Source organism: Kitasatospora sp. NPDC048286 (genome assembly GCF_043201735.1).
Classification (GTDB): Bacteria; Actinomycetota; Actinomycetes; order Streptomycetales; family Streptomycetaceae; genus Kitasatospora.
Genome location: NZ_JBICZE010000009.1, coordinates 291,135 through 313,696, shown reverse-complemented (window position 1 = coordinate 313,696; position 22,562 = coordinate 291,135). Strand labels below are relative to the sequence as shown.

Below are 22,562 nucleotides of genomic sequence, written 5' to 3'. Positions count from 1 at the left end.
ATGGAGACATGCCAGAAGGTGACTCCGTCTACCGCGTGGCGGCCCACTTGCACGAGGTCCTCGCCGGGCAGCCGCTGACCAGCGCCGACCTGCGGGTGCCCGCGCACGCCACCGCCGACCTCACCGGCCGCCGGGTGCTGGAGGTCGCCCCGCGCGGCAAGCACCTGCTCGCCCGCCTCGAGGGCGGCCTCACCCTGCACACCCACCTGAGGATGGACGGCCGCTGGGTGCTCTACCGCCCCGGCGAGCGGTGGAGCGGCGGCCCCGACCGGGAGATCCGCGCCGTCCTCGGCACCGACCGGGGCACCGCCGTCGGCTACCGGCTGCCCGTCGTCGAACTGCTGCGCACCACCGACGAGCGGCGGATCGTCGGCCACCTCGGCCCCGACCTGCTCGGCCCCGACTGGGACCCGGTCGAGGCCGTCCGCCGACTCCTCGCCCGCCCCGGCCGCCCGGTCGTCGAGGCCCTGCTCGACCAGCGCAACCTCGCCGGGATCGGCAACGTCTACGCGAACGAGCTGTGCTTCGTCGCGGGCGTGACACCGTGGACCGAGGTCGGTGAACTCCCGCACCCCGACCGGCTGGTGGAGCGCGCCCGGCAGATGCTGGAGGCCAACAAGCTGCGCCCCGGCCACATCACCACCGGCGACACCAGGCCCGGCTACCAGCACTGGGTCTACGGCCGGGCCGGCCGGCCCTGCCCGCGCTGCGTCACCCCGGTGGCCGCCGGGCGCCAGGGCTCGCCGCCGCGTGACCGGGCGGTGTTCTGGTGCCCGTACTGCCAGCGAGGCCCGGCCCCGGAGATCACGACAGCTCGACCAGCGCGGGGTGGCGCGGGTCGTCCACCCGGACGGTGAGGTCGGCCGCCGTGGCGGGCCCGGTCTCCGCCTCGTAGCGGGCGAAGGCGGGCAGTGTCCACTGCTGGTCGGCCGGGGTGCGGCGGGCCAGTGCGGCCGGGCCGAGGGACAGGTGGACGGTCAGCTCCAGCGGCAGCCAGCGGCCGAGCAGCAGGGCACCGTCCAGCAACAGCACGCCGCCGGGCGGGAGTTCGGTGTACGGGGCGCGGGTCGAGCGGTCGGTGACCGGATCGCGCAGCGAGGGCAGCACGCGGCCGCTGCCGCCCGGCTCCAGCGGGTCGAGCACCTCGCGCGCCAGGGCGCCGTCGTCCAGCCAGAGGTCGTGGAAGGCGTCCGCGTCGTGGTGGCCGTACTCCAGCCGGATCGAGGCCGGGCGCAGGAAACCGGCGGCCGAGACCCGCAGCGTCGGATGGCCGCGCAGCCGCAGCGGCTCCACCAGGGCGTCCGCGAGCGCCTCGGGGCGGGCGGCCGCCGCACCGTCCACGGCCACCCGCAGGCGCCGGCCGCGGGCGTCGGGCAGGGCGGCGATGCGGTCGGCGAGCAGCTCGGCCAGGTTGTCGGGGGAGATCGGGCGTACCTGCATCGGGCCATCCTGCCGTGTCGTGAGCTCCTGGCGCGTGGTTCTCGTCGGGGTGCTCGGCGCTCAGCGCAGCGGGAGGGCGTGCAGGATGTCGTCGTGGCCGACGTAGAGGCGGTCCTTGTCGGCGGCGACGGTCCAGACGTCCTTGCCAGGGCCCGAGTCGTGGAAGGTCCACTCCAGCTCGCCGGCCGTGGTGTCGACCGCGCTGACCCCGCCGGCCGCGGTGCCCGGGACGAACAGGGTGCGCTCGGCGACCAGCGGACGGTTGCGGCGGTCCAGCGGGTACGGCAGCCGGCAGGACCAGTTCTGCCCGCCGGACCACGTGTCGTGGGCGGTGACGGTGCCCTGGTCGCGCGGGATGAGCAGCTGCCCGCTGTACTCCACGGGCGGCAGGGCCCGCCAGGACTCACCCCGGGCGGGGGAGTGGGTCCAGCCCGTCTCGCCGGTGGGGAGCAGCATGCGCACGCCGCCGCCGCCGTCGGGGACGTAGATCCGCTCGGCGCCGGTGACGCACCAGCGGAGGTCCTCCTCGCCGGGGGCGGTCCACAGCTCGCGGCCGGTGAGGGCGTCGCGGGCCGCCAGCTCGGCGCGGCCGCCCAGGAAGCGGACGCAGACCAGGAGGGGGTGCTTGGGGTCGGTCGTGGGGGTGACGGGCTGTTCCGTCTGTTCGGTGCGGACGGACCAGAGCACGGAGCGGTCGGCGACCCGCAGCGCGAAGAGGTGGTTCTGCGGCGGGGTGCCGTCGGCCCGCGGGCGGCCCCACGAGTAGCCGTAGAGGATGCCGCGGTCGTGGCCGGCGAGCCGGGTCTGGCCCTGGAGCTCGTCGGGCAGCGGCAGGCTCCAGTCGGCGGCGGGGTCGGTGAAGTGCCGGGCCTCGGCGTGGCCCTGGTAGGTGGTGAAGAGGTGTTCCGGCCCGAACACCACCTTGCCGAGCATGTCGCTGTCGCTGGGCCAGTTGCGGGCGGTCGGCGGATCGAAGACCAGCAGCCGGCCGGCGGTGCCCCGGTCCTGGTCGAGGACCTGCAGGCCGCTCCTGGAGAGGTAGACGGGCCGGCGCGGCGGGTCGGTGAGCCGTTCGGGGGTCATCGCCTCCGGGCCGCGGTAGGTCCAGAGGGGCGTCGGCCCGGACAGCGCGGTCGGCTGCGGCCTGCTCGGCCCCGGCGACGGGAGCACCCCGACGCCACCCGAACGGCCGAGCGCCCAGGCGGCCCCGCCCGCCGCGAGCACCCCGGCCCCGACCAGCAGCCCGCGCCGGCTGGGCCGCAGACGCTCCCCGCCGCCCGCGACCACGTCCGCGGAGGCCTCGCCGCCCGCCGTTTCCCCGTCCCACTGCCACGACGTTCCGTGTGCGGACTTCTCGGACGACGGCGACTGCATGCGGTTCCCACTTCCCCACCCGGCGGCCTCGCGCCGCCACCCGCCCGGAGAATATCGAACGGGAATCGGTCGACGGGCCGCCGACCGGACCCGGCCCCGTCCCCCGGTGTCAGTGCCTCTTCCGCGGGTGGTCCGCCAGGTCGGCGAGGACGTCGGCGTGGCAGGGGAGCGGGGCGCACCAGCAGCCGAGGCGGTGGCCGCGCAGGGGCGGGACGAGGGCGAGCAGCTCGGGGCGGGCGAGCAGGTGGTCGCGGTACCTGACGACCATCTCCTCGCGGGTGAGGTCGGGCCCGGGGCGGTACGGGCAGTGCAGCGGGGACTCGGCCAGGTGCCGGCCGCCGCGGTGCATGGCGCGGCCGACGTAGACGACGTCCTCGTACCCGGGGTCGTCGCGGTGGCCCTTGAGGTTGACCACGGTGGTGCGGCGGGATTCGCTCGGCATGCCGTCCATGCTGGGGCAGGCCGGGCCCCGGGGCAGCTCGGGGCCGGTGCGCACTCGCCTTGACACCGTTCCGGGCCGGGCGTAGCAAAAGAGCATGTGCCATCCGCACGCGACCGGTGGGGCCCCTGGTGCGCGGACCGGTCCCGACCGGCCGCCGGGGCCCGGGGCCGGCGCGGAGCCGGGCCGGTCCGTCCGGGACCCGGCCCGGCAGGCGGAGCAGCGGCGGGACGAGCTGTTCGCCGGGGCGGTGCGCCGGGTGCTCGGCACCACCGAGGCGTACGGGGCGCTGGTGTACCTGCGCTCGCGGGACCGCCGGTCGCTGGTGCTGCGCACGATCGCGGGCGTGCCGCCGACGGTGATGAGCCCGTTCCGGCGGGTGGCCGCCGCGGGGCCGATGCCGGTCGCGGTCTGCTTCCGGACCGGGCACGTGATCACCCTGACCGACACCGAGGACACCATGCGGCGCTTCCCGCAGCTCGCGGTCGGCCTGCCGTACGACTTCGCCTCCGCCTGTGTGCCGGTGGGGTGCGGCGAGGAGCGGTTCGGGGTGCTGAGCGGGCTGTGGCCCGCCTCGGACGAGGGGCCGCCGGAGCCCGCCGCGCGGCAGCTCGCCGAGGTGGCGGACCAACTCGGCCGGGAGCTGGCCGAGTTGGCGGAACCTGGACAGTCCGTGGAGCCGGGCGGCGAGGTGGCCGTGGTGGAGGCGCCGTCGTCGACGGTGCCGACCACCCGGGTCGGGCTGTTCGACTGGAACGTGGCCACCGGGGCGCTCGCCGCCGACGACCGCTTCCGGGAGATCTTCGGCTTCGGGCCGGGCGAGTTCGACGGCACGGTGGCCGCGCTGAACCACCGGATCGCGCCCGGCGACCTGCCGGAGTTCCGGGCCGCCGCCCGCGTCGCGCTGGAGCACGGCGAGGTGCTGGCCGCCCGCGTCCGGGTGCTCGGGCGGGACGGCCTGCCGTACCCGGTGGAACTGTGGGCCCGGGTGCCCGTGGCGATCTCCGACGGCCGGACCCACCTGGTCGGCGCGGTGCTGGACGTGCGGTCCCTGACCGCCGCCGCGGCCGCCGTCGAGCGGCTGCACGAGGGCGTGTTCTCGCTCGACCCGGACGGCCGGATCGGCTACGCCAACCGCGCCGTCGAGCCGCTGCTCGGGGCCCGCCGCGAGGACCTGCTCGGCCACAGCCCCTGGGACGTGCTGCCCTGGCTCGCCGACCCCTTCTATGAGAACCGCTACCGCGCCGCCCTGTTCTCCCAGCAGCCCACCGCCTTCCTGGCCGACCGCCCGCCGGACGGCTGGCTCGCCTTCTCGCTCTACCCGGACGCGCACGGCGTCACCGGCCGGGTGGTCGCGGCCGAGGCGCCGCCGGGCGCCGACGAGCCGATCGTCACCCCGCCGCCCGCCACCCGCACCGGGGTGGGCGACAGCGTGAGCGGCACCCACCACCTGCTGCAGCTGGCCAGCGCGCTCACCGAGGCGGTCACCGTCCGGGACGTGTGCCGGGCGGTGGCCGAGGAGATCCTGCCGGCCTGCGGCGGCCAGGAGCTCGCCATCTACGCGGTGCGCGAGCAGTGCCTGAACCTGCTCCTGCAGACCGGCTACCCGGCCGGCTTCCTGGACGCCTTCGAGGGTCTGTCGATCGACGCCCGGGTGCCCGGCTCGGAGACGCTCAGCACCGGCACCCCGATCTTCTTCGAGTCGGTGCGAGAACTCGCCGCCACCTACCCCGGCCTCGCCCTGGACGAGATGGGCGCCTGGGCCTTCCTGCCGCTCATCGCCTCCGGCCGTCCGATCGGCAGCTGCATCATCGGCTTCGAGCGCCCGCGCCCCTTCACCGTCGAGGAGCGCGGCCTGCTCACCGCGCTCGGCGGCTTCATCGCCCAGGCCCTGGAACGCGCCCGGCTGTACGACGCCGAGTTCGCCCTGGCCCGCGGCCTGCAGCAGGCGCTGCTGCCGCACCGGCTGCCCGAGGTGCCCGGCATCCGGATCACCGCCCGCTACCTGCCCGGCACCCAGGGCATGGAGATCGGCGGCGACTGGTACGACGCGATCGTCACCGGCCCGGACGTCACCCTGGTGATCGGCGACGTCGAGGGCCACAGCGTCGGCGCGGCCGCCACCATGGGGCAGCTGCGCAGCGCCGTGCGCGCCTTCGCCACCGGCGGCGACCCGCCCGACGAGGTGCTCGCCCGCACCAACCGGCTGCTGCTCGACCTCGACCCCGGGCTGCTCGCCAGCTGCTGCCTCGTCCGGCTCACCCCGGCCGCCGGCCTCGCCAGGATCGCCCGGGCCGGGCACCTCCCGCCGGTGCTGCGCCACCCCGGCGGGCGGGCCGAGGCGCTGTACGTCCCGGGCGGGCCGCTGCTCGGGGTGGTCGAGCGGGCCGACTACCCGGTCAGCGACCTGCGGCTGGGCAGCGGCGCCGTGCTCGCCCTCTACACCGACGGGCTGGTGGAGGACCCGGCGGTGGCGATCGACCAGGGCGTGGACCGGCTGCGGGCCGCGCTGGCCCGGGCCGCGGCCGGGGAGGGACTGGAGCAGGCGGCCGAGCGGCTGCTGCGCGAGGTCGGCTCGACCCGCCGGGTGGACGACGTGGCGCTGCTGCTCACGGCCTTCCGCTGATGCGGCCCACGGCCGGGCGGCCGCCGACCGTGACCAGGCGACTTTCGTCGTTGCGGGGCGGAGACGAAGGAGGACGGCGGGCGCCGCGGCCGGACCGATAGCCTCGACGGGTGGAAGCGATCGCGCGGGCCTGGAACACGGCGGTACGGACGGCTCTGCCGGGGCCCTGGCGGCCCCGGCGGGTGGTGGGCGAGGCGGTGCTCGCCCTGCTGATGGGCGGTTTCGCCGCACTGCTGGAGCTGCTCTCCAACAGCGGCCTGGCGGTGCCCTTCGGTCTCGCCGTCGCGGTGCTGTTCGTCCTGCGCAAGGGCCTGCCGGCCACCGTACTGCTCACCACCGCGGCGCTGGCCGGCTGGGCGGTCGGGCCGATGCCGATGCTGGTGTGCGCGGGCTGGACGGCCGGCGCGCGGATCCGCCGGGTCTGGTCGCTGGTCGCCGCCTTCGTCGTCGGCTGGGTGCTGTTCACGGTGACGGGCGTGGTGAAGGACGTCGCCTCGCTCTCGCCGAAGTTCGTCCTGTCGCTGTCGCTCGGCTTCTTCCTGGTGTCCGCCGTGCTGCCGGCGCTCTACGGCCGCTACCGGGCGCAGCGCCGCGCCCTGCTGGACGCGCTGCGCGAGCGCAACGAGCAGCTGCTGCGCGAGCGGGTCATGGTGGTGCACCAGGCGCGGCTGCGTGAGCGGCACCGGATCGCCCAGGACATGCACGACAGCCTGGGCCACCAGCTGGCGCTGATCTCGGTGCACTCGGGCGCGCTGGAGGTGGACCGCACGCTCACCGACCGGCAGCGCGAGGCCGTCGGGGTGCTGCGCCAGGCGGCGGTCGCGGCGATGCGCGAGCTGCGCGAGGTGGTCGGGGTGTTGCACGACGAGTCGACGGCGCTGCCGCCCACCGCCGGGACGACCGCCGCCGGGGCGCCGGCCCGCGGCGGGGTGGACGGGGTCGAGGGGCTGGTGGAGTCCTCCCGGTCGGCCGGGGCGCGGATCGACTTCACCCTGGAGGGCGAGCGGCGTCCGCTGTCGGCCGCCGTCGACCACGCGGCGTACCGGATCGTGCAGGAGGCGCTCACCAACGCCCACAAGCACGCGCCCGGTGCGCCGATCGGCGTCGCGCTGCGGTACGAGCCGGACGCGCTGGTGGTGGAGGTGACCAACGCCCGCGCGCCGGAGCTCGTGGGGTCACGTGTCGGCGCGGGCGCGGCGGTGAGCGGCGGTCAGGGGCTGGCCGGCCTGCGGGAGCGCGCCCGGCTGGTCGGCGGCATGGTGCACGCCGGGCCCACGCCGGAGCAGGGCTTCCGGCTGGCGGGGGTGCTGCCGTACGAGGGGGCGGAGCAGGACGCGGCGGCGGACGCGGCCGAGGACTGGATGGTGGACGGGCTGCCGCCCGTCGAGGAGTCGGAGCGCGGGCGGCGCAGCCCGGCGATCGGCTGCGCCCTCGGGGTGGTCGCGGTGGTGGTGATCGTGCTCGGCCTGCTGGTCTGGGGCGTGGTCGCCATCGTCCGGGGCACCAACGACGCGACGGTGCAGAAACCGATGTACGACCAGATCAGGGTCGGCACCACCGAGGCCGAGGTGATGCAGACGCTGCCGCGCGGCAACGACTTCTTCACCGACACCTATAAGGGGACGGGGCCCGAGGTGCCGGCGGGCGCGCACTGCCGCTGGTACGTCCTGAACGGTGCGCCCGGCGCCGGCTGGAACGAGGAGCACGTGGCGCGATTCTGCTTCCGGGACGGGGCGTTGGTGGAGAAACAGGAGTACGTCGCCCGGGGCTGAGTGCCCCCGTGCGCGGGCGGGTGCTCCCGTGGCGCGGGCGGTTGCTCCGGTGAGTCGGGCCGGGCCGGTTTCGGAGCGGGCCGGTCCGGATCGGGGTGGTTCGGAGCGGTCTCTCCGGGATGTGAGGATGGTGCCGCAGCCGAAGAGCACCGTTCGAGGGGAATGACCAGCGTGATCCGAGTCCTCGTCGCCGACGACGAGCCGCTGATCCGGGCCGGAATCAGGATGATCCTCGGATCCGCCGACGACATCGAGGTGGTCGCGGAGGCCGCGGACGGGCGCGAGGCGCTGGAGCTCGCGCGGGCGCACCGGGTGGACGTGGTGCTGCTGGACATTCAGATGCCGGTGATGGACGGGCTGACGGCACTCGGGGAACTGGCGAAGGTCGCCCCCGGCGCGCGGGCGCTGATCCTCACCACCTTCGGGGAGCGCGAGAACGTCCTGCGCGCCGTGTCCGAGGGCGGTGCCGGCTTCCTGCTCAAGGACACCGCGCCGAACGAGCTGATCCAGGCCGTCCGGGCGGCGGCGGGCGGGAACGCCTTCCTCTCCCCGGCCGCCACCCGGCACATCGTCGACTCGCTGGCCTCCGGGCGCAGCGCCTCGCTGGCCGCCCGCGCGGTGGCGGCGCGGCGCCGGCTGGAGGTGCTCACCCCGCGTGAGCTGGAGGTGTTGGCGCTGCTCGGAGAGGGTCTGTCCAACGCCGACGCGGGGGCGCGGATCCACATGAGCGAGGCGACGGTGAAGACCTACGTCAGCCGGATCCTGGCCAAGCTGGGCTGCGAGAACCGGGTCCAGGCGGCGCTGCTGGCGCGGGATGCGGAGCTCGACGGCCGTAACTGAGGGTCATTTTTCACTCGCCCTCCGTGTCGAGCGTGACGGATGCCACTCGGCAGCCATGCGGAACAGGGAACTCCGGCTCCGGTGGTGACGGTGCGTCAGTCGGCGATTCCTCTGCGTGGATGGTGTGTCAGCTTTCTCGGAGGGATAGGTGTGAGCGAGGGCACGAAAATTGACCGTTTGATCTAGAAAATACGGTCAAAAGCTTTCAAATCGGGCGCAATTTCTTGATCGATACCGCCGGTAACAGTCAACTGACCTGCGAGGTCCAAGAATTGCTTGCTGCGTCCGGGTGATGCCCCCTAGCTTCATTGGCGGCGCAACGAGCGCCACCCGGGTTCACCCCGACGCACTGCCCGCCGACTGACCCGCGGCGCGAGGGCGGTGCCCGCCGACGAGGCCGGCTCGAACAGGCCGTCGGCGTGCGGAGGTGACCGGGGCGGCACGGCACGTCCGACACGTGTCCGGCCGCCCGTCGAGTGAGGTGAGCAAAAGACCGCCGGCCCATGTCCCGGGCCTGGTTCCGCATGCCCGCCCGGGACTTGTCGAGAGGACCTGTATGAATCCCCGTCACGAGACCGCCGCTGCCACCGACACCACCGCCACCGTCAAGCGCCACCGCGTTCGGATGGCGGTCATCGCGGGCGCCGCCGTCGCGGCCCTGCCGGTGGCCGGCCTCGTCACGGCCACCTCGGCCTCCGCCGCTACCGGCTCGACCTGGGACGCCGTCGCCCAGTGCGAGAGCGGCGGGAACTGGAGCATCAGCACCGGCAACGGCTTCCACGGGGGGCTGCAGTTCGCCCCGTCCACCTGGGCCGCGTACGGCGGGACCGCGTACGCCTCCCAGGCCAACAAGGCGAGCAAGGACCAGCAGATCGCCGTCGCGGAGAAGGTCCTCGCCTCGCAGGGCCCGGGCGCCTGGCCCGTCTGCTCGCAGAAGGCGGGTCTGGGCAAGGGCGGCGCTCCGGCCGCCGTCGACACCTCGGGCGGCACGGCGGCCAAGCCGGCCAAGCCGACCACCAAGGCGGCGAAGCCCGCGGCCAAGCCCGCCGCGCCCGCCGCGCCCGCCGCCAAGTCTGCCGCCAAGTCCGCCGCCACCCAGCAGGCGTCCAAGGGGCAGCCCTCGGCCAAGCCGGCGCAGTCCGCGCCGGCCTCGCCGGAGAACACCGCCGCGGGCGGCTACACCGTCCGGAGCGGTGACACCCTCAGCGAGATCGCGGCCAAGTTCGGCACCGACACGGACAGCCTGTACCGGAAGAACGCGCGCACCATCGGTGGCGACCCGGACCTGATCTTCCCGGGCCAGACGCTGACGGTCTGACCGGGCCGACCGTCCGGCGGGAGGCCCGCCGTCCGACGGAGCCCTGCGGAACCGGCCGAGCGGCCGCCCTGGACGGGGGCGGCCGCTCGGCCGGTTCCGGTGCGTCAACGGCCCGTCAACGGCCCGTCAACCGCCCGTTACGGGCCGTTGGCGGGCCGTTCGGGGGTGGGGGTGCCCGCGCGGGGCGGGCGCCGGTCGTCCGGCCTGCCGCCGGCGTCGGCTGATGGTCCGGTGGTGGCGGCCCTGCGCGCGGCGGGCTTCGAGTGCCGTGCGCGGCGGCACCTGTTGCTCCTGGACGGCGCGCGGGAGCCGGAGCTTCCCTTCGGCTGCTCCGGAGCCGACCCGGCGGCCGGGCCCGACCGCACCGGACAGTCGGCGGTCGGCTCGTACTGCCACTGGCGGGCGCGTACGCCGGGGTGCGGGGCGCCCCCAGAAATGGTTGAACGTTGAACGCAACGTCTGATTTCCGCCGGAGGTTTGAAACGCCTCGGACCAGGATCGAGTCATGTCCGAGATCGGAACGAGGAGTTCTGGAGAGATGACGATGAACGGTGCGGCGGGAATCGACGGGGTCGACGGCAAGGTGGCGCTGGTGACCGGCGGCAGCCGGGGGATCGGGGCGGCGGTCGCCCTGCGGCTGGCCGAGGACGGTGCCCACGTGGTGCTGACCCACCAGGGCGGTGCGGAGCGGGCCGAGGAGGTCGTCGCCAAGATCACCGCGATGGGGCGGACCGGCTGGGCCGTACGGGCCGACAGCTCCGACCCGCAGGCGGTGGAGAGCGTGGTCGAGGCCGTCGTCGAGCGGTTCGGGAAACTGGACGTCCTGGTGAACAACGCCGGCGTCGGCGCCCTCGGCCCGATCGGCGACTTCACGCTGGAGGACGTCGACCGGGTGCTGGAGGTGAACGTCCGGGCGCCCTTCCTGTACGCCAGGGCGGCCTCCGCGCACCTGGCCGAGGGCGGGCGGATCGTCACCATCGGCAGCTGCATCGCCCAGCGCGTCGCCTTCCCCGGCGCCACGCTGTACGCCACCAGCAAGGCCGCGCTGACCGGCCTGACCAAGGCGCTGGCCCGGGAGCTCGGCCCGCGCGGGATCACCGCCAACCTGGTCCACCCCGGGCCGATCGACACCGACATGAACCCGGTCGACGGCCCGGCGGCGGAGCTCCAGAGCGGACTCACCGCGCTCGGCCGCTTCGGTACCGGGGCGGAGGTCGCCGGCGCCGTCGCCTACCTGGTCGGCGCGGACGGCCGGTACGTCACCGGCGCGGAGCTGGCGGTGGACGGCGGCTTCGCGGCCTGACGCCCGGCGGCGGGCCCGGTGACGGGGCCCGGTGGAGGCCGGCCCGGTGACGGCGGGTGCGGTGTCGTGGCGGGCGGTGGTCGGCGCCCGCGCTTACGATCACCCGGCACGACCCGCGCTCCCGCACCGGGACCCCGTACCGAGAGGTGTGCCATGACCGCAGCGGAAGACCCGATCGAGCTGCTCGCCCGGGCCCTCGCGCAGACCGCTGGACTGATCGACGGCACCGGTGTCGAGCTGGCCGGCCACCCGACGCCCTGCCGCTCGTGGGACGTCGGCGACCTGGTCAGCCACCTCCTGCACGACCTGCGGCAGTTCACCGTACGGGCGAAGGGCGGGCAGCCGGACTGGTCGCAGCCCTTCGACCGGGTCGAGGAGGACTGGCTGCACGCCTTCGAGGCCGGGGCGGAGGAACTGGTCGACGCCTGGCGCGCGGCCGGCGACCTCGGAGGCACCCTGGAGGTCCCCGGCGTCGGCACCCTCCCGGCCCGCTTCCCGGTGGACCAGCAGATCGCCGAATTCGCCGTCCACGGCTGGGACTTGGCCCGCGCCAGCGGCCAGTCCACCGAGGGCCTGGACCACGAGGTCGCACACGCGGCGCTCGCCTGGGCCGGCGGCGCGCTCAAGCCCGAGTGCCGCGGTGCCGAGGAGGAACACCACGCGTTCGGCCCCGCCGTCGCCGCCCCCGAGGACGCCCCGGCGTACGACCGGCTCGCCGCCTTCTTCGGTCGCGACCCGGCGGAGTACCCGTCGGGTTAGGGCGTGATCGTGCCCAGGGCCCGTCTTGTCGATCGACTCGGACCAGGGCGCGGCCATGGGGTGCGTGCATCGCAGGGCTGAGGTGGGGTACTTCCCGGCCCGAAGGCCGGGGGAGTGTCGCGGGCCCGGGAACGATCGGCGAGACGGCCCCTACCCGCGGCTCCAGCGGAACTCGATCTCCGGGTGGCGCGGCGACGGGCCGTCGAGGAGCGGGGTGGGGCGGTCGCGCAGGAAGCGGTCGGCGAAGGCCCGGACGTAGCTGCGGGTGAGCGCGGTGGCGCGGGTCGGGGCGAGGGTGCCGAGCAGGCCGGCGTAGGTTTCGGCGGGGAGGTGGTCGGCGAGGTGGCCGGGGGCGGCGGCGTGCGGCAGGTCGGTGAAGCTGAGGTGGCCCGCGCCCAGGGTGCGCAGCTGGCGGCCCCAGGCGTGGTGGTGTTCGCGCCAGCGCTGCCAGGTGTCGTGGTCGTCGATCGAGGTGAGCAGCAGGAACGGCCGGTCCAGTCCGAGGTCGGGGACGGGGGAGCCGAACAGGCCGCCGTCGAGGTCGAGGCCGATCCGCAGGCGCGGGTCCTGGCGCAGGGCCTCGGCGGCCGCGGCTCCGCCCATGGAGTGGCCGAGCACGCCGATCCGCTCTTCGTCGACCCGGAAGGGCAGCCGGCCCCCGGTCAGTTCGTCGGTGACGAAGCGCAGGTCGCCGACCCGCGCGGCGATCTCCTTGCGTTCGGCGGCGTCCCGGTCCGGCGGGTTCTCCGGCAGGGCCCCGAGCACCAGCCGGCCGTCCGGGAACTCGACGGCGGCGGCGTCGTAGGTGTGGTCGACGGCCGCGACGAGGTAGCCGTGCGCGGCCAACTCCTCGGCCAGTGCGGTGCAGTTGCTGCGTGTGCCGCCGCGGCCGTGGCCGAGCAGCAGCAGGGGGAGCGGGCCGGGGTGGGCGGGGGCGTCGGCGAGGGCGGTGGGGCGGAGCAGGGCGAGGGTGCCCGGGTCCAGCGGCAGGATCCGCTCGATCGCGGCCGCGACCCGCGGGGTGATGTAGGGCGCGCGGGGCCGGCCGGCGGTGCCGCGAGCCGGGTACCAGAGCTGCACCATCAGTTCGCGCGGGCCGGGGACGGGCGCGAACGGGTCGAGGCGGCCGTGGTCGACCAGGTGCAGGCTGGTGGTGCCGACCGGCCGGCCGACGGTGGGTGCGGGCAGGTCGATGGCGCGCGCTGGGGCGGCCGGGGCGGCCTGGGCGGCAGGGGCAGCCGGGGCGGCCAGGGCAGGCCCGGCGGGCAGCAGGGCGGCGGCCCCGCCCAGGCCGGCGAGGGTGAGCAGTGAACGGCGCCTGATCATGCGTCAACCTCGCGCGGCTCGGCGACTGGGTCCGGCCAGCCTAGGCGGTCCGGACCGGTGTGGCCAGGGTGCCGAGCGGCTTGCGCCCGCTCAAAACGTGCCGCCCGCTCGGGATTTGCTGCCCGCGTCAGGACGTGCCGCCCGTGTCAGGGCTTGGCGCCCTGTCGGGCGGCGGCCTGCTTGATCGCCTCGCGGATGCGCGGGTAGGTGCCGCAGCGGCAGATGTTCTGGATCTGGTCGATGTCCGCGTCCGTCGGGTTCGGGGTGCGGCGCAGCAGGGCGACGGCGGTCATGATCTGGCCCGGCTGGCAGAAGCCGCACTGGGCGACGTCGCAGGCGAGCCAGGCTTCCTGGACGGGGTGCAGCACCTCGCCGTCGGCCAGGCCCTCGATGGTGGTGACGGTGTGGCCCCCGCAGTCCTTGACGGACCGGGTGCAGGGCTGGAACTCCTGGCCGTCCAGGTGGCTGGTGCAGGCGCGGCAGACGCCCACCCCGCAGCCGTACTTGGGGCCGGTGACGCCGAGCTTGTCGCGCAGGACCCAGAGCAGCGGCATGTCGTCCGGGGCCTCGACGGTGACGGGCTTCCCGTTGAGGACGAAGGTGTGGGTGGGCATGGGGAGTCGGGATTCCTCAGCTGGTGGTCAGGAGCCGGTGGTCAGAAGTTGATCGGGAAGGAGCGCGGACTGGTGCCGGTCGCCCGGGCGTAGGCGTTGGCGACGGCGGCGGAGGCGGCCGGGACGCCGAGTTCGCCCGCGCCGCCGGGCTGTCCGCTCGGCGGCATCAGGTGGATCTCGACCACCGGCGGGGTGTGCCGCTGCCGGGCGTAGTGGAAGTCGCCGTAACTGCCCTCCCGGAAGGCCCCGTTGTCCAGGTGGTTGCCGGCCTGGAGGATCACCGAGATGCCGTCGACCAGCGCGCCGGTCAGCTGGGCCTCCAGACCTCTGGGGTTGATCACCCGGCCGACGTCGGCGACGACGACGGCCTTGGTGACCCGCGGGTTGGCGCGGTCGGTGGCGTCCAGCTCGACCAGGTAGGCGACGCAGGCGCTGTGCTCGTCGTGGTAGCCGATGCCCTGGGCCTGGCCGGGGGGCATCGGGCGGCCCCAGTTGCCGCGCCTGGCGAGCTCGTCCAGCACGGCCCGTCCGGCGGCACTGCGCATCCGGCCGCGGCGGAAGGAGAGTTCGTCCTGGCCCATCGCGCGGGCGAGTTCGTCCATCATGATCTCGTCGGAGACCCGGACGGTGCCCGAGTAGACCGAGCGCCAGCTGCCGGTGTGCAGTTCCAGCGGCAGCTCGGCGAGCAGCTGGGTGGGGACGCCGACGTCGTACGGGATCTTCTCGGTGAGCAGGAAGAAGAGTTCGGAGGCGGTGAGCCCGGCCAGCGGGAGGTTGTAGCCGGCGGCGGTGAGCATGTCGCCGAGGCCGTGCCCGAGGTCGGTCCGGACGCTGGCCACGTGGTGCTCCCAGCTGAACACCTGGCCGAGGCCGTAGGTGGCCCGGATGACGTGGTGGCTGGCGGGGCGCACCCGGCCGTGGCGCATGTCGTCGTTGCGGGTCCACATCAGCTTGACCGGGCGGCCGGCGGCCTTGGAGACCTGGGCGGCCTCCAGGGCGGCGTCGAAGAACAGCCGGCGGCCGAACGAGCCGCCGCCGCGCACCACGTGGACGGTGACGGCGTTCTCCGGCAGGCCGAGTTCCCTGGCGATGGTGCCCTGGGCGAGGATCGGGCTCTGCGCGGCGAACCACAGTTCGGCGCGGTTCGGCCGGACGTCGGCGACGGCGGTGAGCACCTCCATCGGGGCGTGGTTGACGAAGGCGAAGTCGAACTCCCCCTCCACCCGGTGGGAGAGCAGTGGCGGCGGGAGGGACGGCAGGTGGGCGGCCCGCAGCTTGGACCGTACGTCGGCGTCGGACAGGCCGGCGACCGGGCCCGGGTTCCAGGTGGTGACCAGCGCGTCGCGGGCCTTGAGCGCCTGGTCGAAGGTCTCGGCGAGGACGGCGACACCGGTCGGGATCCGCACCACGCCGAGGACGCCGGGCATGGTGCGGGCGGCGGAGGCGTCCAGGGACTTGAGGGTGCCGCCCACGGTGGTGGGGCGGGCGACCACGGTGGGCACGGCGCCCGGGACCTGGAGGTCCCCGGCGTACTTGGCCCGGCCGGTGACGATGTCGCGGGCGTCGATCCGGCCGGTCGGCCTGCCCACCAGGCGCAGCTGGTCGGCGGTCTTGGGGACGGCCGGGACGGCGGGCACGGCGACGCGGGCCGCCTCGGCGGCGAGGTCGCCGTAGCCGAGGCGGCGGCCGTCGGGGGCGAGGACGGCGGAGTCGGCGGTGCGCAGGGTGGCCGCGGGAACGTTCCAGCGCTTGGCGGCGGCGGTCACCAGTCGGGCCCGGGCGGCGGCGGCCGCGGCGCGCACCGGGTCGTACAGCGAGCGGATCGAGTTGGAGCCGCCGGTCAGCTGGTTGAAGAGCAGTTCGGGGCGGGCGTCGGAGAGCGGGACGTCGACGTCGGAGAGCCGGGCGTCGAGCTCCTCGGCGACGATCATGGCGATCGCGGTGGTGAGGCCCTGGCCGACCTCCAGCCGGGGCAGGTGGAGTGCGGCGCGGCCGTCGGCCGTGACCTCGAGGACCAGCAGGTGGGCGGTCGGCAGTCCGGCGATGATCATCGCGTCGCCGAGGTCGACGATGTCCGGGATGCCGGGCAGCCCGATCAGCTGCTGGGGGAGGGCCGTCTCGCGGACCGGTACGGCGGTCACGGCGGCGGCGGGCGGGACGGGCGTCGGGGCGGCGGCCGCTGCGGTGGCGGGCGCGGCGGTGTCGAGGCCGAGGCCGGCGGCGACGGTGAGGGTGGGTGCGGCCAGCAGGTAGGTGAGGAAGCGCCGTCGGCGGGTGCCGCCGTCCGACGCCGGGGCGTCCGGAGCGTCGGCGGGGTGGGTGTGCGGGTGCCCGGGGCCGTCGGGTCGGTCGGTGGAGTCCGAGGGCGCGATGGAGGTGCTGATGGGGAGGCCACCCTTCGGACCGGAGACGGCGACGGAACGGGCGGGCTGGGCGGCCCCGGCCCGGTGCCGGATCGCGAACGCCGTTGAGCATAAAAGGGCGCTACTGACGGGTCAACACGGTCAAAGTTGGCCCCTGGTCTGTCCGATCGCGGTTTTGCAGCGCTCGGCGGAGCCGGATTCGGAGCGGGTACGGACGGCGCTTCACCGGCGCGGGCGCGGCCGGGGCGGGACCGCTTCGAAGGGCTCGGAGGCGCCAACTGGAGCCCCTCGCACGCGGGTTCAGGGGTCGGTCGACGGTGCGGCGGCGTGCCGGATTGGCCCAGGAAATTCCTTGATCACTGGACCGGTCCACTGGGCCGGTTCTCTCCTAGGGTGGGGGAGCGCCGGAGCCGCGGTCGCGAAGAGCTGCTCCGCGCGCCGCCCATCCGGCGGTCGCGAGTAGGGGTGACGGTCCGTGAAGTCGTTTACACAGGTGGACGCGTGTGGGTGACCGGCCCTCCCGTCCGGCCCGGACGGGTGGTGACCGCAGACACGAGAAGGAAGAGGACATGCCGACCGAACGAGCCGCCCGCCCGGGCGCCCTGCCGCCCGCCGGGCCCCAGCGGACCCTCGCGGCCGCCCAGTTGGCCGCCGCCGTGGGCGACGGCGCCTACTACACCTGCTCCGCGCTCTACTTCACCAGGGTCGTCGGGATGTCGCCGACCGCCCTCGGAATCGGCCTCACCCTCGCCTGGGCGCTCGGCTCCCTGGCCGGCGTCCCGCTCGGGCACCTCGCCGACCGGCGCGGCCCGCGCCGCACCTCGGTGGCGCTCGCGCTGGGCACGGCGGCCGTGGTCACCGCCTTCCTGGTGATCCGCTCCTACCCGCTGTTCCTGCTCGCGGTCTGCCTCTACGCCACCGCGCAGTCCGGCCTGACCGCCGCCCGGCAGGCACTGGTCGCCGCGCTGGTGCCGCCCGCGCAGCGGACCGCGCTGCTCGCCCACATCCAGTCCACCCTCAACGGCGGACTGGCCGTCGGCGCGGCGATCGGCGGCATCGCGCTCGGCCTGGGCACCCGCGCCGCGTACCTGGCCGCCTTCGCGGTCACCGCGCTCGGCTTCCTGCTCGCCGCGCTGGTCCTGCGGCGGCTGCCCGAAGCCCCGCCCGCGGCAGGGTCCTCGGACGCCGGGCCGCGCCTCGCCGTACTGCGCGACCGCCGGTACGCCGCCGTCACGGCCGTCAACGCCGTCCTGCTGCTGCGGATGCCGCTGCTCAGCCTGATCATCCCGCTCTGGATCGCCGCGCGCGCCCCCGGGATCGGCTGGCTCGGCTCGGCGCTGTTCGTGCTCAACACCCTCGCGGTACTGGCCTTCCAGGTCCGGGCGGCACGCGGCGTCACCGGACTGGCCCCGGCCGCCCGGGCCGTCCGTTCCGCCGGGCTGCTGCTGCTCGCCTCCTGCGCCGTCTTCGGACTGTCCGCGCTGGACGTGCCGGTCTGGACGGTCGGCGCGCTGCTGGTCGCGGCCTCCGTCCTCCAGGTGGCCGGGGAGATGCGGCAGTCGGCCGGCAGCTGGCAGATCGCCTTCGACCTCGCCCCGCCCGGGCGGATCGGTCAGTACCAGGGCTTCTTCGGCACCGGCGTCGCCGTCGCCCGTACCCTCGGGCCGTTGCTGCTCACCACACTGCTGCTGGACGGGGGCCTGGTCGGCTGGCTGGTCCTGGGCGGGGCGTTCCTCGCGGCGGGGTACGCGATGGGGCCGGTCGCCCGCTGGGCGGCGCGCGACCGCGGTCACCCGGTGTCACCGTCGACGGTGGTCGCGGCGGCCGTCTGAGCCCGCCCGTGCCGCCGGCCGCCTGAGCCCGCCCGTGCCGCTGGCCGCCTGACCTCGCCCGCGTCGGCCGCCGCCTGGGCCCGGACGGCCACCGCGCGCCCCGGGAGGGCCGGTCCGACGGCGGGCCGGAAACCCGGTGGCCCCGGCCCGCCGCCCGCTGGCATGCTGGCCGCGTGGACCGACCCCAGATCAGCCTCGACTTCGCCCCCGAGCTGCACCTCTTCGTCTCCGCGCCCCGGCGGGCCGGCAGCACCGCGCTGCGCACCGACGGCACCTCCACCCTCGGCCACGTCGTCGAGTCCCTGGGCGTCCCGCTCACCGAGGTCGGCGCCCTGCTGGTGGACGGCCGGGCCGTGCCCGACACCCACGTGCCGGCCGACGGCGAGGAGATCTCCGTCCGGGCCGTCACCAGGCCGCAGCGCTCGCCCGCCCCGGCGCGCTTCCTGCTGGACGTCCACCTCGGCACCCTCGCCCGCCGGCTGCGCCTGCTCGGCGTGGACGCCGCGTACGAGAACCCCGACATCGGCGACGCCGCCCTGGCCGCCCGCTCGGCCGCCGAGCAGCGGATCATGCTCTCCCGCGACCGCGGCCTGCTGCGCCGCCGCGAACTGTGGGCCGGCGCCTACGTCTACAGCCACCGCCCCGCCGAGCAACTGCGCGACGTGCTCTCCCGCTTCGCGCCTCCGCTCGCCCCCTGGAGCCGCTGCACCGCCTGCAACGGCACGCTGCACCCGGCCACCAAGACCTCGGTGCGCGAGCAACTGCGGGACGGCACCGAGCGCTCCTACGACGTCTTCGCCCAGTGCGCCGACTGCGGACAGGCCTACTGGCGCGGCGCCCACCACGCCCGCCTGGAGGCGATCGTCACCGAGGCGGTGCGCGACTTCGGAGCCGATCCGACCACGGGAGGAGGCCAGGAGTCCGGGGAGGGCCGGGGCCGGATCGGGGTCGTCTCAGGGTAGCCGCGCCCTGGCGGACGGCCGGGGGCCCGTGATCCCATCGACGGTGGGGGACGAGACCACGCTACTCACTCGGATGAGAGGCCAGGTCGTCACATGGGACATCACACAGGGCACCAGCCCTTCGGCACCGCGGACGTGGGGGACGCCGAGGTGGTGACCGCCCCGGACGGGGCCGAGGTGCGCCCGCTGCTGGTGCTGGAGGGATCCGGGAGCCTCGCGGTCTTCACGCTCACCCCCGGCCAGGTGACCCACGCGGTGTCGCACGCCACGGTGCAGGAGCTGTGGCAGGTCACCGCGGGCAGCGGCGAGCTGTGGCGCCGCCAGGGCGGGCGCGAGGAGACCGTACGGCTCGCGCCCGGAACGGCGGTGTCGATACCGCTGGGCACCGCGTTCCAGTTCCGGGCGGACGAGGACTCCGACGGGCCGCTGCGGATCACCGCCGTCACCATGCCGCCCTGGCCCGGCACGGACCGCGAGGCACGCCCGGAGGAAGGCCCCTGGAAGGCGACCGTCCGATGAGGCGGGGGCTGCCGCGCCGCCCGCTGGCGGCGCTGCTCGCGGCCGCCGCCGTGCTCGGACTCTCGGTCGCCCCGGCGGCCGCCGCCACGCCCGCCGGCCCCGCCGAGCCACCGCGGCGGTCGCTCTACGTGGCGATGCCGGACGGGGTCCGCCTCGCCGTCGACGTCCACCTCCCCGAGGGCACCCGGGCCGGCGCCCGACTGCCCACCGTGCTGGTCACCAACCGCTACTGGCGGGCGAGGGTCCGCGCCGGTCAGAGCGACGGCGTCAGCGGCGAGGCACAGTGGTGGACCGCCCGCGGCTACGCCTTCGTGACCGCCGACCTGCGCGGCACCGGGGCCTCCTTCGGCACCCTCACCTCCGAACTCGGCGCCGACCTGACCGCCGACAGCGGCCCGCTCGGCGACTGGATCGCCGCCCAGCCCTGGTCCAACGGCCGGGTCGGCACCACCGGCATCTCCTACGGCGGCGACACCGCGATGCTCGCCACCGCCCTCGGCAACCACCACATCACCGCCGCCGCCCCGATCTCCTACGACTTCGACCCGTACGAGGACCTGGTCCGCCCCGGCGGCGTGCTCATCGAACCGCGCATCGCCCAGTACGCGCTGCTGCTGCGCGTCTTCGACCAGGCCGGCGGCACCACCTGCGAGACCGACGAGCGGACCCGGAAGCTCTGCGCCGACGTCGGCCTCACCGGGCTCCAGCCCCGGCCGGTCGACGGCCCCGACGGGCCGGCCCTGCTCGCCGCCGCCCGCGCCGAGCACGCGGACAACGCCAACCTCGTCGAGATGGCGCACACCGGCGTCCGCCGCGACTACCGGGACGGACCGAAGAGCTGGACGGTCGGCAGCGTCGGCGAACGGACCGAGGCGATCGAGGACGGCCGGGTGCCCGTCCTGACCCGGGCCGGCTGGCTCGACGCCGGCACCGCCAACGGGACGCTCTCCCAGTTCACCGGTCTGTCCAACACCCAGGACGTCTGGATCGGCCCGTGGAACCACGGCGCCGGGTGGCTCGCCGACCCGTTCCAGCCCGCCCGCCCGCTCACCGAGCGGGAACACGACGAGAACGACCGGCGCGTGTTCGACTTCTTCGACCGCTACGTGCGCGGCGACGCCCGCCCCGACGGCCGCCGACAGGTGCACTACTACACCTTCAACGAGGGCGTCTGGCGCACCACCACCCGCTGGCCGGTGCCAGGCACCCGCACCCAGCGGTTCCACCTCGGCGCGGGCGGCACGCTCGCCGGCCGGGCCGACGACCACCGCCGCGGCTTTGACCCGCTGCACCTCGACCCGACCGCCGGCACCGGCCCGCTGGACCGCTGGAACACCAACCTCAGCGGCGACGAGGTCAGTTACCCCGACCGTGCCGTCGTCGACGCCAAGCTGCTCGGCTACACCACGGCGCCGCTGACCGCCGACACCAGGGTCACCGGCAACGGCAAGGTCACCCTCGACGTCACCGGACTGGCGGGCTCGGCACGCGGCGCCCTGCACGTCTACCTGGAGGACGTCGCGCCGGACGGCCGGGTCACGTACCTGACGGAAGGCCAACTCGCCCTGGATAGCCGGGCGGTGGCCGACCGCTCGGACAACCCGGACTGGCGCCGGCTGCGCACGCCGCGCAGCTACGCGGCCGAGGACGCCGAGGACTTCCCGCAGGGGAGCGCCCAGCGCGTCACCATCGACCTCCAGCCCGTCTCGGCGCTGTTCCGCTCCGGCGAGCGGATCAGGCTCACCGTCGCCGCCGCCAACCCGGACTCCTTCCAGCTGCTGCCGGCCGACGGGCGGGCGGACTACCGGATCGGCTGGGGCGGGGACCAGGGGTCGGTGCTGGAACTGCCGGTCGTGCACTGAGGTCCGCGAAGTGCCGAGACGCGCGAAGCGCTGAGGCGCAACGGTCGAGACGCGCGAAGCGTCGGGTTCGCGAAGCGGGGCGTCCTGTCGGCGACCGGACGCCCCGCCCCGTCACGCGTCCACGACCTCCAGGCCGTAGGCGGTCACGGCCTGGCGCAGCCCGCCCGGGTACCCGGCGAGCGCCGGCGTGAACTCCCAGTCCCCGGAGGGCTCGCGGTCGAACCGGCCGAGCCGCATCGCGGTGTTGGTTTCCGCGCCGTCCGCCAGGTGCACCACGGCCGCGTCCTGCCCGGAGCCGGCCTCCAGGATCAGCGCCGGCCCGGCGAACCCGCCCATGGTGGCCCCGGGGTGGTTCTCGGTGTCGGCGGCGGCGATCACGACCAGCCGGTCGACCTCGGCGGGCAGTGCGTCGAAGTCGACCATCAGACAGGCGTTCGCGTCGCCGTAGCCGGTCACCAGCCGCACCGAACCGTCCGGCGTCGAGGCGTTGTTGTAGAACACCAGGTGGTCGTCGGAGAGCGCCACGTTGCCCGTGCAGACCAGGGCGGCGATGTCGTACTCCTCCTCCCCGGTCCAGTGCAGCAGCAGCCGCGAGGGCTCGGCGGCCACCTCGATGGCGGGCAGCCCGTCCAGGGCGTCGGCCTCGGCGGAGTCCCCGTCCTGGAGGGCCGCGAACACCTCGTGGAAGCCGTGGTGCTTGAGCAGCCCGACCAGCTCGGCGCCGTTGATCAGGCTGACCGGCTTGCCCGCGACGAACTGGTGCGAGCTGGGGCCGAACTTGCTGGTGGTGACCAGGACGGCCTTGGTCGCGTCCCGGTCGTGCCGCAGCGTGCCGTACAGGTCCCGCACCGCGGACGGCGCCACCGTGTCCCGGTACCGCTTCACCTGCACGATGACGTTGCCGCCGCGGAACGGGTCCGGGTCGATGCCGCGGACGTCCACCCCGCCGTCCCGCGACCGGGAGGTGAGCTCGACCTTCATGCCCATCGCCTCCATCAGCCGGGCGATGAGGCCTTCGAACTCGACCGGGTCCATCGCCAGCAGCAGCTGGAGCTCGCGGACGCGCTTGGCCATCCGGCCGCGGTTGGCGTTGGTGTCGTCGCGGAGGTGACGGAACAGCGCGCGCTGGGCGCGGCGTTCGTCGACGTCGGGGTTGCTGAGGCGGTGGAGCTTCCGGCTCCGGGACATGGGCGTGCCCCCTCTTGCATGGTGA

General features: G+C 75.2%; 18 protein-coding genes. 11 read left to right on the top strand and 7 right to left on the bottom strand.

Translation table 11 applies throughout. The features are described 5' to 3' along the window. The first annotated feature begins 8 nt into the window (after positions 1 to 8). The gene (locus tag ACGF13_RS23525) at positions 9 to 857 is read left to right on the top strand and encodes a DNA-formamidopyrimidine glycosylase family protein (RefSeq protein ID WP_392878127.1); all 849 of its coding nucleotides are present in this window, start codon (positions 9 to 11) and stop codon (positions 855 to 857) included. Here ACGF13_RS23525 and ACGF13_RS23520 read toward each other — a convergent pair. From ACGF13_RS23520 to ACGF13_RS23510, 3 genes are all read right to left on the bottom strand, one after another. Then, positions 805 to 1,440: a uridine kinase gene (locus ACGF13_RS23520; protein WP_392878125.1), complete on the bottom strand. Its 636-nt coding sequence runs from the start codon at positions 1,438 to 1,440 to the stop codon at positions 805 to 807. The genes ACGF13_RS23525 and ACGF13_RS23520 overlap by 53 nt on opposite strands. A 60-nt stretch (positions 1,441 to 1,500) precedes the next feature. Continuing rightward, positions 1,501 to 2,814, bottom strand: coding sequence for a PQQ-binding-like beta-propeller repeat protein (locus tag ACGF13_RS23515; protein ID WP_392878123.1), 1,314 nt, complete (start codon positions 2,812 to 2,814; stop codon positions 1,501 to 1,503). 109 nt (positions 2,815 to 2,923) lie between these two features. Next, a complete protein-coding gene (locus ACGF13_RS23510; protein WP_392878121.1) occupies positions 2,924 to 3,256 on the bottom strand; it encodes a DUF4326 domain-containing protein in 333 nt (110 codons plus the stop codon). 94 nt (positions 3,257 to 3,350) lie between these two features. On the opposite strand from ACGF13_RS23510, the gene ACGF13_RS23505 reads away from it, so the two are divergent. The 6 genes from ACGF13_RS23505 to ACGF13_RS23480 all read left to right on the top strand — a co-directional run bounded on the left by ACGF13_RS23505 (position 3,351) and on the right by ACGF13_RS23480 (position 11,871). Continuing rightward, complete coding sequence (locus tag ACGF13_RS23505; protein WP_392878119.1) at positions 3,351 to 5,879, top strand: SpoIIE family protein phosphatase; 2,529 nt, start codon at positions 3,351 to 3,353, stop codon at positions 5,877 to 5,879. Positions 5,880 to 5,989: 110 nt separating this feature from the next. Then, positions 5,990 to 7,651: a sensor histidine kinase gene (locus ACGF13_RS23500; RefSeq protein WP_392878117.1), complete on the top strand. Its 1,662-nt coding sequence runs from the start codon at positions 5,990 to 5,992 to the stop codon at positions 7,649 to 7,651. Positions 7,652 to 7,822: 171 nt separating this feature from the next. Further along, entirely contained in the window at positions 7,823 to 8,491 is a 669-nt protein-coding gene (locus ACGF13_RS23495; protein ID WP_392878217.1) for a response regulator, read from the top strand. Positions 8,492 to 9,047: 556 nt separating this feature from the next. Then, positions 9,048 to 9,809 (top strand): transglycosylase family protein, encoded by a 762-nt coding sequence (locus tag ACGF13_RS23490; RefSeq protein WP_392878116.1) that lies wholly within the window; start codon positions 9,048 to 9,050, stop codon positions 9,807 to 9,809. A gap of 538 nt (positions 9,810 to 10,347) precedes the next feature. Beyond that, entirely contained in the window at positions 10,348 to 11,112 is a 765-nt protein-coding gene (locus ACGF13_RS23485; RefSeq protein WP_392878215.1) for an SDR family NAD(P)-dependent oxidoreductase, read from the top strand. A 153-nt stretch (positions 11,113 to 11,265) separates the two neighbouring features. Further along, complete coding sequence (locus ACGF13_RS23480; RefSeq protein ID WP_392878114.1) at positions 11,266 to 11,871, top strand: TIGR03086 family metal-binding protein; 606 nt, start codon at positions 11,266 to 11,268, stop codon at positions 11,869 to 11,871. Positions 11,872 to 12,021: 150 nt separating this feature from the next. Here the strand turns inward: ACGF13_RS23480 and ACGF13_RS23475 are convergent, their stop codons facing one another. From ACGF13_RS23475 to ACGF13_RS23465, 3 genes are all read right to left on the bottom strand, one after another. Further along, positions 12,022 to 13,197, bottom strand: coding sequence for an alpha/beta hydrolase (locus ACGF13_RS23475; RefSeq protein ID WP_392878112.1), 1,176 nt, complete (start codon positions 13,195 to 13,197; stop codon positions 12,022 to 12,024). A 146-nt stretch (positions 13,198 to 13,343) separates the two neighbouring features. Continuing rightward, a complete protein-coding gene (locus ACGF13_RS23470; RefSeq protein ID WP_392878110.1) occupies positions 13,344 to 13,811 on the bottom strand; it encodes a (2Fe-2S)-binding protein in 468 nt (155 codons plus the stop codon). Positions 13,812 to 13,852: 41 nt separating this feature from the next. Further along, complete coding sequence (locus ACGF13_RS23465; RefSeq protein ID WP_392878108.1) at positions 13,853 to 15,952, bottom strand: molybdopterin cofactor-binding domain-containing protein; 2,100 nt, start codon at positions 15,950 to 15,952, stop codon at positions 13,853 to 13,855. A gap of 791 nt (positions 15,953 to 16,743) precedes the next feature. On the opposite strand from ACGF13_RS23465, the gene ACGF13_RS23460 reads away from it, so the two are divergent. From ACGF13_RS23460 to ACGF13_RS23445, 4 genes are all read left to right on the top strand, one after another. Then, a complete protein-coding gene (locus tag ACGF13_RS23460; RefSeq protein ID WP_392878107.1) occupies positions 16,744 to 18,006 on the top strand; it encodes an MFS transporter in 1,263 nt (420 codons plus the stop codon). Positions 18,007 to 18,179: 173 nt separating this feature from the next. Then, entirely contained in the window at positions 18,180 to 18,968 is a 789-nt protein-coding gene (locus tag ACGF13_RS23455; protein ID WP_392878105.1) for a Mut7-C RNAse domain-containing protein, read from the top strand. Positions 18,969 to 19,061: 93 nt separating this feature from the next. Beyond that, positions 19,062 to 19,487 (top strand): cupin domain-containing protein, encoded by a 426-nt coding sequence (locus ACGF13_RS23450; protein WP_392878103.1) that lies wholly within the window; start codon positions 19,062 to 19,064, stop codon positions 19,485 to 19,487. After that, positions 19,484 to 21,349: a CocE/NonD family hydrolase gene (locus ACGF13_RS23445; protein WP_392878101.1), complete on the top strand. Its 1,866-nt coding sequence runs from the start codon at positions 19,484 to 19,486 to the stop codon at positions 21,347 to 21,349. The genes ACGF13_RS23450 and ACGF13_RS23445 overlap by 4 nt, the downstream gene beginning before the upstream one ends. Positions 21,350 to 21,460: 111 nt before the next feature. On the opposite strand, the gene ACGF13_RS23440 is transcribed toward ACGF13_RS23445, so the two are convergent. Continuing rightward, positions 21,461 to 22,537, bottom strand: coding sequence for a restriction endonuclease (locus ACGF13_RS23440; protein WP_392878099.1), 1,077 nt, complete (start codon positions 22,535 to 22,537; stop codon positions 21,461 to 21,463). Between the last annotated feature and the right edge of the window lie 25 nt (positions 22,538 to 22,562).

What these genes read in the sequence shown, in the direction of transcription:
- ACGF13_RS23475 (WP_392878112.1), bottom strand. Translation starts at nt 13,197, where the DNA reads ATGATCAGGCGCCGTTCACTGCTCACCCTCGCCGGCCTGGGCGGGGCC.
- ACGF13_RS23485 (WP_392878215.1), top strand. Translation starts at nt 10,348, where the DNA reads ATGACGATGAACGGTGCGGCGGGAATCGACGGGGTCGACGGCAAGGTG.
- ACGF13_RS23480 (WP_392878114.1), top strand. Translation starts at nt 11,266, where the DNA reads ATGACCGCAGCGGAAGACCCGATCGAGCTGCTCGCCCGGGCCCTCGCG.
- ACGF13_RS23510 (WP_392878121.1), bottom strand. Translation starts at nt 3,256, where the DNA reads ATGCCGAGCGAATCCCGCCGCACCACCGTGGTCAACCTCAAGGGCCAC.
- ACGF13_RS23490 (WP_392878116.1), top strand. Translation starts at nt 9,048, where the DNA reads ATGAATCCCCGTCACGAGACCGCCGCTGCCACCGACACCACCGCCACC.
- ACGF13_RS23520 (WP_392878125.1), bottom strand. Translation starts at nt 1,440, where the DNA reads ATGCAGGTACGCCCGATCTCCCCCGACAACCTGGCCGAGCTGCTCGCC.
- ACGF13_RS23440 (WP_392878099.1), bottom strand. Translation starts at nt 22,537, where the DNA reads ATGTCCCGGAGCCGGAAGCTCCACCGCCTCAGCAACCCCGACGTCGAC.
- ACGF13_RS23470 (WP_392878110.1), bottom strand. Translation starts at nt 13,811, where the DNA reads ATGCCCACCCACACCTTCGTCCTCAACGGGAAGCCCGTCACCGTCGAG.
- ACGF13_RS23505 (WP_392878119.1), top strand. Translation starts at nt 3,351, where the DNA reads ATGTGCCATCCGCACGCGACCGGTGGGGCCCCTGGTGCGCGGACCGGT.
- ACGF13_RS23445 (WP_392878101.1), top strand. Translation starts at nt 19,484, where the DNA reads ATGAGGCGGGGGCTGCCGCGCCGCCCGCTGGCGGCGCTGCTCGCGGCC.
- ACGF13_RS23450 (WP_392878103.1), top strand. Translation starts at nt 19,062, where the DNA reads ATGGGACATCACACAGGGCACCAGCCCTTCGGCACCGCGGACGTGGGG.
- ACGF13_RS23515 (WP_392878123.1), bottom strand. Translation starts at nt 2,814, where the DNA reads ATGCAGTCGCCGTCGTCCGAGAAGTCCGCACACGGAACGTCGTGGCAG.
- ACGF13_RS23525 (WP_392878127.1), top strand. Translation starts at nt 9, where the DNA reads ATGCCAGAAGGTGACTCCGTCTACCGCGTGGCGGCCCACTTGCACGAG.
- ACGF13_RS23460 (WP_392878107.1), top strand. Translation starts at nt 16,744, where the DNA reads ATGCCGACCGAACGAGCCGCCCGCCCGGGCGCCCTGCCGCCCGCCGGG.